The organism is Streptococcus oralis subsp. oralis, assembly GCF_000960035.1.
Taxonomy (GTDB): domain Bacteria; phylum Bacillota; class Bacilli; order Lactobacillales; family Streptococcaceae; genus Streptococcus; species Streptococcus oralis_G.
Genome location: NZ_JYGR01000005.1, coordinates 1,225,320 through 1,232,500, shown reverse-complemented (window position 1 = coordinate 1,232,500; position 7,181 = coordinate 1,225,320). Strand labels below are relative to the sequence as shown.

3 protein-coding genes, 17 tRNA genes and 2 rRNA genes (1 of these 22 only partly in view) are annotated in these 7,181 nt (G+C 43.7%); 20 read left to right on the top strand and 2 right to left on the bottom strand.

Annotation, left to right across the window (positions count from 1 at the left end):
* The 19 genes from TZ92_RS09395 to TZ92_RS09305 all read left to right on the top strand — a co-directional run.
* Positions 1–1,326: ribosomal RNA gene (locus TZ92_RS09395) — 23S ribosomal RNA — on the top strand (it extends 1,578 nt beyond the left edge of the window).
* A 76-nt stretch (positions 1,327–1,402) separates the two neighbouring features.
* Positions 1,403–1,518, top strand: a 5S ribosomal RNA gene (gene rrf, locus TZ92_RS09390).
* Positions 1,519–1,522: 4 nt separating this feature from the next.
* Positions 1,523–1,595, top strand: a tRNA-Val gene (locus tag TZ92_RS09385).
* Between the two features lie 2 nt (positions 1,596–1,597).
* Positions 1,598–1,670: transfer RNA gene (locus TZ92_RS09380), tRNA-Asp, on the top strand.
* Positions 1,671–1,694: 24 nt separating this feature from the next.
* Positions 1,695–1,767 (top strand) — tRNA-Lys (locus tag TZ92_RS09375).
* A gap of 5 nt (positions 1,768–1,772) precedes the next feature.
* A tRNA-Leu gene (locus TZ92_RS09370) sits at positions 1,773–1,854 on the top strand.
* 12 nt (positions 1,855–1,866) lie between these two features.
* A tRNA-Thr gene (locus TZ92_RS09365) sits at positions 1,867–1,939 on the top strand.
* Positions 1,940–1,966: 27 nt separating this feature from the next.
* Positions 1,967–2,038, top strand: a tRNA-Gly gene (locus TZ92_RS09360).
* 7 nt (positions 2,039–2,045) lie between these two features.
* Positions 2,046–2,131, top strand: a tRNA-Leu gene (locus TZ92_RS09355).
* An 11-nt stretch (positions 2,132–2,142) separates the two neighbouring features.
* Positions 2,143–2,216: transfer RNA gene (locus TZ92_RS09350), tRNA-Arg, on the top strand.
* 15 nt (positions 2,217–2,231) lie between these two features.
* Positions 2,232–2,305: transfer RNA gene (locus tag TZ92_RS09345), tRNA-Pro, on the top strand.
* Positions 2,306–2,310: 5 nt separating this feature from the next.
* A tRNA-Met gene (locus TZ92_RS09340) sits at positions 2,311–2,384 on the top strand.
* A gap of 13 nt (positions 2,385–2,397) precedes the next feature.
* A tRNA-Ile gene (locus TZ92_RS09335) sits at positions 2,398–2,471 on the top strand.
* Positions 2,472–2,482: 11 nt separating this feature from the next.
* Positions 2,483–2,572 (top strand) — tRNA-Ser (locus TZ92_RS09330).
* A gap of 11 nt (positions 2,573–2,583) precedes the next feature.
* A tRNA-Met gene (locus TZ92_RS09325) sits at positions 2,584–2,657 on the top strand.
* Between the two features lie 3 nt (positions 2,658–2,660).
* Positions 2,661–2,733: transfer RNA gene (locus TZ92_RS09320), tRNA-Phe, on the top strand.
* Between the two features lie 16 nt (positions 2,734–2,749).
* Positions 2,750–2,820, top strand: a tRNA-Gly gene (locus tag TZ92_RS09315).
* 33 nt (positions 2,821–2,853) lie between these two features.
* Positions 2,854–2,927 (top strand) — tRNA-Ile (locus tag TZ92_RS09310).
* A gap of 6 nt (positions 2,928–2,933) precedes the next feature.
* Positions 2,934–3,021 (top strand) — tRNA-Ser (locus tag TZ92_RS09305).
* Positions 3,022–3,097: 76 nt separating this feature from the next.
* Here the strand turns inward: TZ92_RS09305 and birA are convergent.
* Entirely contained in the window at positions 3,098–4,033 is a 936-nt protein-coding gene (gene birA, locus TZ92_RS09300; RefSeq protein WP_033630156.1) for a bifunctional biotin--[acetyl-CoA-carboxylase] ligase/biotin operon repressor BirA, read from the bottom strand.
* Entirely contained in the window at positions 4,030–4,890 is an 861-nt protein-coding gene (locus TZ92_RS09295) for an AraC family transcriptional regulator (RefSeq protein ID WP_033630155.1), read from the bottom strand. Before TZ92_RS09295 ends, birA begins: the two co-directional genes overlap by 4 nt.
* 107 nt (positions 4,891–4,997) lie before the next feature.
* Here TZ92_RS09295 and TZ92_RS09290 point away from each other — a divergent pair, with 107 nt between their 5' ends.
* Positions 4,998–7,160, top strand: coding sequence for an alpha-galactosidase (locus TZ92_RS09290; RefSeq protein ID WP_033630219.1), 2,163 nt, complete (start codon positions 4,998–5,000; stop codon positions 7,158–7,160).
* Positions 7,161–7,181: the final 21 nt, after the last annotated feature.

Below are 7,181 nucleotides of genomic sequence, written 5' to 3'. Positions count from 1 at the left end.
AGTGACGTCACACTGCCAAGAAAAGCTTCTAGCGTTTAAACATACTCTACCCGTACCGCAAACCGACACAGGTAGTCGAGGCGAGTAGCCTCAGGTGAGCGAGAGAACTCTCGTTAAGGAACTCGGCAAAATGACCCCGTAACTTCGGGAGAAGGGGTGCTGACTTTAGGTCAGCCGCAGTGAATAGGCCCAAGCAACTGTTTATCAAAAACACAGCTCTCTGCTAAATCGTAAGATGATGTATAGGGGGTGACGCCTGCCCGGTGCTGGAAGGTTAAGAGGAGTGCTTAGGAGTAATCCGAAGGTATGAATTGAAGCCCCAGTAAACGGCGGCCGTAACTATAACGGTCCTAAGGTAGCGAAATTCCTTGTCGGGTAAGTTCCGACCCGCACGAAAGGCGTAATGATTTGGGCACTGTCTCAACGAGAGACTCGGTGAAATTTTAGTACCTGTGAAGATGCAGGTTACCCGCGACAGGACGGAAAGACCCCATGGAGCTTTACTGCAGTTTGATATTGAGTGTCTGTACCACATGTACAGGATAGGTAGGAGTCTAAGAGATCGGGACGCCAGTTTCGAAGGAGACGTTGTTGGGATACTACCCTTGTGTTATGGCCACTCTAACCCGGATAGGTTATCCCTATCGGAGACAGTGTCTGACGGGCAGTTTGACTGGGGCGGTCGCCTCCTAAAAGGTAACGGAGGCGCCCAAAGGTTCCCTCAGAATGGTTGGAAATCATTCGCAGAGTGTAAAGGTATAAGGGAGCTTGACTGCGAGAGCTACAACTCGAGCAGGGACGAAAGTCGGGCTTAGTGATCCGGTGGTTCCGTATGGAAGGGCCATCGCTCAACGGATAAAAGCTACCCTGGGGATAACAGGCTTATCTCCCCCAAGAGTTCACATCGACGGGGAGGTTTGGCACCTCGATGTCGGCTCGTCGCATCCTGGGGCTGTAGTCGGTCCCAAGGGTTGGGCTGTTCGCCCATTAAAGCGGCACGCGAGCTGGGTTCAGAACGTCGTGAGACAGTTCGGTCCCTATCCGTCGCGGGCGTAGGAAATTTGAGAGGATCTGCTCCTAGTACGAGAGGACCAGAGTGGACTTACCGCTGGTGTACCAGTTGTCTTGCCAAAGGCATCGCTGGGTAGCTATGTAGGGAAGGGATAAACGCTGAAAGCATCTAAGTGTGAAACCCACCTCAAGATGAGATTTCCCATGATTTTATATCAGTAAGAGCCCTGAGAGATGATCAGGTAGATAGGTTAGAAGTGGAAGTGTGGCGACACATGTAGCGGACTAATACTAATAGCTCGAGGACTTATCCAAAGTAACTGAGAATACGAAGTGTGAGGTTTTCTTGGTATTTGATAGATATTCAATTTTGAGTAGGTATTACTCAGAGTTAAGTGACGATAGCCTAGGAGATACACCTGTACCCATGCCGAACACAGTAGTTAAGCCCTAGAACGCCGGAAGTAGTTGGGGGTTGCCCCCTGTGAGATATGGAAGTCGCTTAGCTCGAGGGAGTTTAGCTCAGCTGGGAGAGCATCTGCCTTACAAGCAGAGGGTCAGCGGTTCGATCCCGTTAACTCCCATAGGTCCCGTAGTGTAGCGGTTATCACGTCGCCCTGTCACGGCGAAGATCGCGGGTTCGATTCCCGTCGGGACCGTTTAAGATAACGGAAGTTATTTTAGACTCGTTAGCTCAGTTGGTAGAGCAATTGACTTTTAATCAATGGGTCACTGGTTCGAGCCCAGTACGGGTCATATTTGCGGGTTTGGCGGAATTGGCAGACGCACCAGATTTAGGATCTGGCGCTTAACGGCGTGGGGGTTCAAGTCCCTTAACCCGCATAATAGAAATCAGCCGGCTTAGCTCAGTTGGTAGAGCATCTGATTTGTAATCAGAGGGTCGCGTGTTCAAGTCATGTAGCCGGCATTTTTTTATATAGAATAAGAGGTCGATGCGAACGTAGTTCAGTGGTAGAACACCACCTTGCCAAGGTGGGGGTCGCGGGTTCGAATCCCGTCGTTCGCTTAGAGAGGCCGGGGTGGCGGAACTGGCAGACGCACAGGACTTAAAATCCTGCGATTGGTAACGATCGTACCGGTTCGATTCCGGTCCTCGGCATATAATGATGAGCACCCTTAGCTCAACTGGATAGAGTACCTGACTACGAATCAGGCGGTTAGAGGTTCGACTCCTCTAGGGTGCATTTTTTTATTTAACGCGGGAAGTAGCTCAGCTTGGTAGAGTACTTGGTTTGGGACCAAGGTGTCGCAGGTTCGAATCCTGTCTTCCCGATTCATGGCGGTGTAGCTCAGCTGGCTAGAGCGTCCGGTTCATACCCGGGAGGTCGGGGGTTCGATCCCCTTCGCCGCTATATTGATCTTGTTGGACCTTTAGCTCAGCTGGTTAGAGCTCTCGGCTCATAACCGAGTGGTCGTAGGTTCAAGTCCTACAAGGTCCATTGTAAATAATGGAGGATTACCCAAGTCCGGCTGAAGGGAACGGTCTTGAAAACCGTCAGGCGTGTAAAAGCGTGCGTGGGTTCGAATCCCACATCCTCCTTTTTATATTAGCGCGGGATGGAGCAGCTCGGTAGCTCGTCGGGCTCATAACCCGAAGGTCGTAGGTTCAAATCCTGCTCCCGCAATTTGGCTCGGTAGCTCAGTTGGTAGAGCAATGGATTGAAGCTCCATGTGTCGGCGGTTCGATTCCGTCTCGCGCCATGTTTTGTTTTATTAAGCGGGTGTAGTTTAGTGGTAAAACTACAGCCTTCCAAGCTGTTGTCGCGAGTTCGATTCTCGTCACCCGCTTTGAACGAAAGTTCATACCAAGTTTTTGATCTTGGGCGCGTAGCTCAGGTGGTTAGAGCGCACGCCTGATAAGCGTGAGGTCGGTGGTTCGAGTCCACTCGTGCCCATTAATAGGAGAATTACTCAAGAGGCTGAAGAGGACGGTTTGCTAAATCGTTAGGTCGGGTAACCGGCGCGGGGGTTCGAATCCCCCATTCTCCGTAAGTTAAGAGAGCTGTTAGGCTCTTTTTTTGTAAGCAAATCCCCCTTCTAAATCGTTAAAAGGGGGATTTGTTTATTACCAACTTGTTAGTGATATTTCTCCGCTATTTAGCCAGATAGTATGTTTATCTTCAAGTTCGACTTGAAGTTGGCCGGATTCTGAGATTTCTTTTGCAAGACCTTTTTTCAATTTTCCATCTAGCTGGAAGGTAACTTCTTTTCCAAGAACGATTGATCTTTCTTTATAGATATAAAGTAGTTCATCTGAATCCGTATTGTAGAAACAATTCCATATTTCGCTGATGAGCTTATTACGACTAATTGGTGCAGGTGGCATAAATAGGCTGCCTGCTTTTTCTTTTAGGTCATCTGGGAAGCCTGCTATAGAAAAATTTATACCCAGTCCGATAATGACGTCTGTAACCAAGCCTGTCTCAACTGATGTCATTGCTTCGGTGAGGATACCTGCTATTTTTTTATTCTTAAAGTAGATGTCATTTACCCATTTGATATCTACTTCTATCATAGTTAGGTTTTTAATGGCCTTGTAAACTGCAGCAGCAACCAGGAGTGTATAGGATGGGAGTTTTTCATAGGGAAGATTGGGTTGAATATGCAGGGACATATAGATCCCACCCTGAGATGGAGAATAGTAGGGACGCTGAAAGCGGCCACGACCTGCTGTTTGACAGGTTGAAAGATAGAGTGTATTTCCTTTGTTTCCAGCTTCAATCCCTTCTTTTGCATCTGTTTGGGTTGATTTGGTCTCAGGTTTGTAGCGAATGGTTAAGTTGGTGTTCTCTTGAATCAAATCAGGCAATATCAAATCGCCTTGAATAAGCTTGTAGCCTCTATTTTTGATACTGTCAATTTCTAGGCCTTCTTGTTGAAGACGTTGGATCGCTTTCCATATGGATGTACGGCTTAAATTCAGTTCTTCTCCGATTTTTTCTCCGCTAACATAATAGTTTTCTCTAGCTAAAATTTGGTAGACTAGTTGGTGTGATTTCATTGATTTTCCTTTCTAGCTGAGAGGGAAAGAGAGTATTCTTTTCGAGTTTGACTAGGTGTTTTATGAAAAAACTGCTTGTAGGCTTTTGAGAAATGTAGTGGATCTGAGAAACCCACAGAATATGCAATGACTTTGATTGTTTCATTGGTGTGTTCTAGTAACTGTTTAGCACGGTTCATTCGAACGAAAAGTAAATACTCTTTTGGAGAGAGTTGGTGAAATTCTTTAAACACACTAGTTAAGTAACTTCTATGAACCGATAGCTCTTTAGCTAAATCTTGAATGGTGAGCGATCGTGGATAGTGACTATCAATTAATCGTTTGCAGTCAAGATAGAGCTGGTGGGTTGATGAAATATTCTCTTTTTTCTGATTGGGAGCAATCGTTCCTAGATGAAACATTAGTTCATGGAGTTGTCCCATGATGTGGAGTTGAGCCAATTCATTTGATTTTGTAATCTGAGCGAAACGGACAATATTTTCAATGAGTTTTGCAGTTGTTTGTGTATGACAGTTATTTGACTGGGTGAGGTAGGATTGGTCAGAAATTTGAGATAGAGCAAAGTAGTCAGGTGCCCTCCCTCCAGTGATCCCCAACCAGTAGTAAGCCCAAGGATCCTGGTTATCTGCTTGATAGAATGTTAATTCATCTGGTTTTAGTAAAAAGAAATCTCCTGCCTTTAAATCAACAATTTTCCCCTTATAATGGAATTGACCTTTTCCTTTAGTAATGTAATGGAGTACATAGGTATCTCGAATAGCTGGGCCAAAAGAGTAGTTAGGCGTACATTCTTCATAACCGTAAAAGCTAAGAGAAAGGTCAATTGTTCCAGTCTGGTATTCTGAAAAAACGAGCATGGGCCACCTCCTACCTAACATTTTACCATATTCTTGAGACATTTTTCTATTTTGGAAAGCGCTTTTATTTGTTAAAATTTTATCAGGAAATCGATGAGGTACAATTTATGGGAATTCGGATAGAGAATAATCTATTTTACGTTGAGAGTAAAGGTTTAAGTTTGATTATTGAAAATAGGGATGGGTTCTTATTATTAAAACATTTAGGAAAGACTATTAAGAACTATAGAGGGGCTAATAGTGTTTACGAACGCGATCATGCTTTTTCTGGTAATCCCATAGCTACTAATCGAACCTTTAGTTTGGATACGCAACGTCAGATTTTTGGACAACATGGTTTGGGTGACTTTAGAAAACCAACTTTACAGGTTCAACATGATGCAACTGAAGTAACAGACTTTCGATTTGTAGAAGCAAAGATTTTAAAAGGTCAGAATGGTCCACAGGGCTTACCTTCTCCTCACAGCATGGATGAAACAGAGACTCTTGCATTGATTTTAGAAGATCCTCAAGCTAAACTTAGTCTGACTTTGTATTATACAACTTTTGATAATGATGCGACAATTGCTAGTTATAGCAAATTGGAAAATAATAGTAATCAGGAAGTTGTCATCCATAAGGATTTTTCTTTCATGGCTGATTTTCCTGCTGCAGCTTACGAAATAGTGACTTTACAGGGAGCTTATGCTCGTGAAAAGACTGTCCGACGTCAACAGGTAGAGCAAGGAATCTTTTCGATTAGTTCGAACCGTGGAGCTTCTGGGCATGCTCAAACACCAGCTCTTCTATTATGTGATCAAGGAATTACAGAGGATGCTGGGAATGTGTTTGCTATTCAGCTGATGTATAGTGGAAACTTCGAAGCTTTTGTTCAAAAGAATCAACTGAATGAAGTTCGGGTGGCTATTGGCATTAATCCAGAAAACTTTTCTTGGAAGTTAAATCCTAAGGAAAACTTTGAAACACCGGTAGCTTTAGTGACTTATTCAGATAAGGGATTAACTGGTATTAGTCATGAAAGTCAGAATTTTGTACTTGAGCACATTATGCCAAGTAAATTTTCTAAAAAAGAGCGTCCAATTCTAATCAATAACTGGGAAGCTACCTACTTTGACTTTCAGAGAGAAAAACTGTTAGAACTAGCTGATGAAGCTAAGAAAGTTGGTATTGAACTTTTTGTATTAGATGATGGGTGGTTTGGTAATCGCTTTGATGATAATCGTGCTTTAGGTGATTGGGTTGTTAATGAGAAAAAGCTGGGTGGAAGTCTAGAAAGTCTGATTTCAGCTATCCATGAAAGAGGTTTGCAGTTTGGGCTTTGGTTAGAACCTGAGATGATTTCTGTTGATAGCGACTTGTATCGTAAACATCCTGACTGGGCTATTCAGGTTCCAGGTTATGAGCATACCTATTCTCGAAATCAATTAGTACTTAATCTTGCCAATCCTCAGGTAGTAGGATATTTGAAAAATGTTTTAGATGAACTCCTCTCTCATCATAAAATTGACTACATCAAATGGGATATGAACCGCAATATCACTAATCTGGGGAATGGCTCAGCATACTTGGAAACCCAGATGCAATCTCATCAGTACATGCTGGGGCTTTACGAACTCGTTTCTTATCTGACAGAGAAGCATAGCCATATTCTCTTTGAGTCCTGCTCTGGTGGTGGTGGACGAAATGATCTTGGTATGATGCGTTATTTCCCACAGGTCTGGGCTAGTGATAATACTGATGCAATTGCACGTTTACCAATTCAATACGGTTCATCCTATCTCTATCCAACCATTTCTATGGGGGCTCATGTGTCAGCAGTACCAAATCATCAGATGGGACGAATGACACCATTGGAAACTCGTGGTCATGTGGCAATGATGGGAAATCTGGGCTATGAGCTTGATTTGACAAGTTTATCAGATGAGGAGAAAGCTGAGATTGCTAATCAGGTGAACTTGTATAAAGAATTGCGGCCAGTAGTCCAGTTGGGAAATCAGTATAGGTTAATCAATCCCGATGCTGAATCCAATGAAGCAGCTGTACAATTTAACTATGGAAATCAAACGATTGTAACCTACGTCCGAGTCCTATCAGTTGTGGAAACAATGGAAACCACCTTGAAACTGAAAGACTTAGAGGTGGAAAGGCTTTATGAACTGGAAGGGACAAACATTGTTTACTCGGGTGCAGAGCTCATGTATGCAGGTTTAACTGTTACCCTATCACCAGGAGATTTTTTGAGTAGACAGTATAAATTCAAGAGACTATAATAAAAGCGTATAAATTTATCA

Coding starts and splice junctions, on each gene's coding strand:
- birA (WP_033630156.1), bottom strand. CDS start 4,033: ATGAAATCACACCAACTAGTCTACCAAATTTTAGCTAGAGAAAACTAT.
- TZ92_RS09295 (WP_033630155.1), bottom strand. CDS start 4,890: ATGCTCGTTTTTTCAGAATACCAGACTGGAACAATTGACCTTTCTCTT.
- TZ92_RS09290 (WP_033630219.1), top strand. CDS start 4,998: ATGGGAATTCGGATAGAGAATAATCTATTTTACGTTGAGAGTAAAGGT.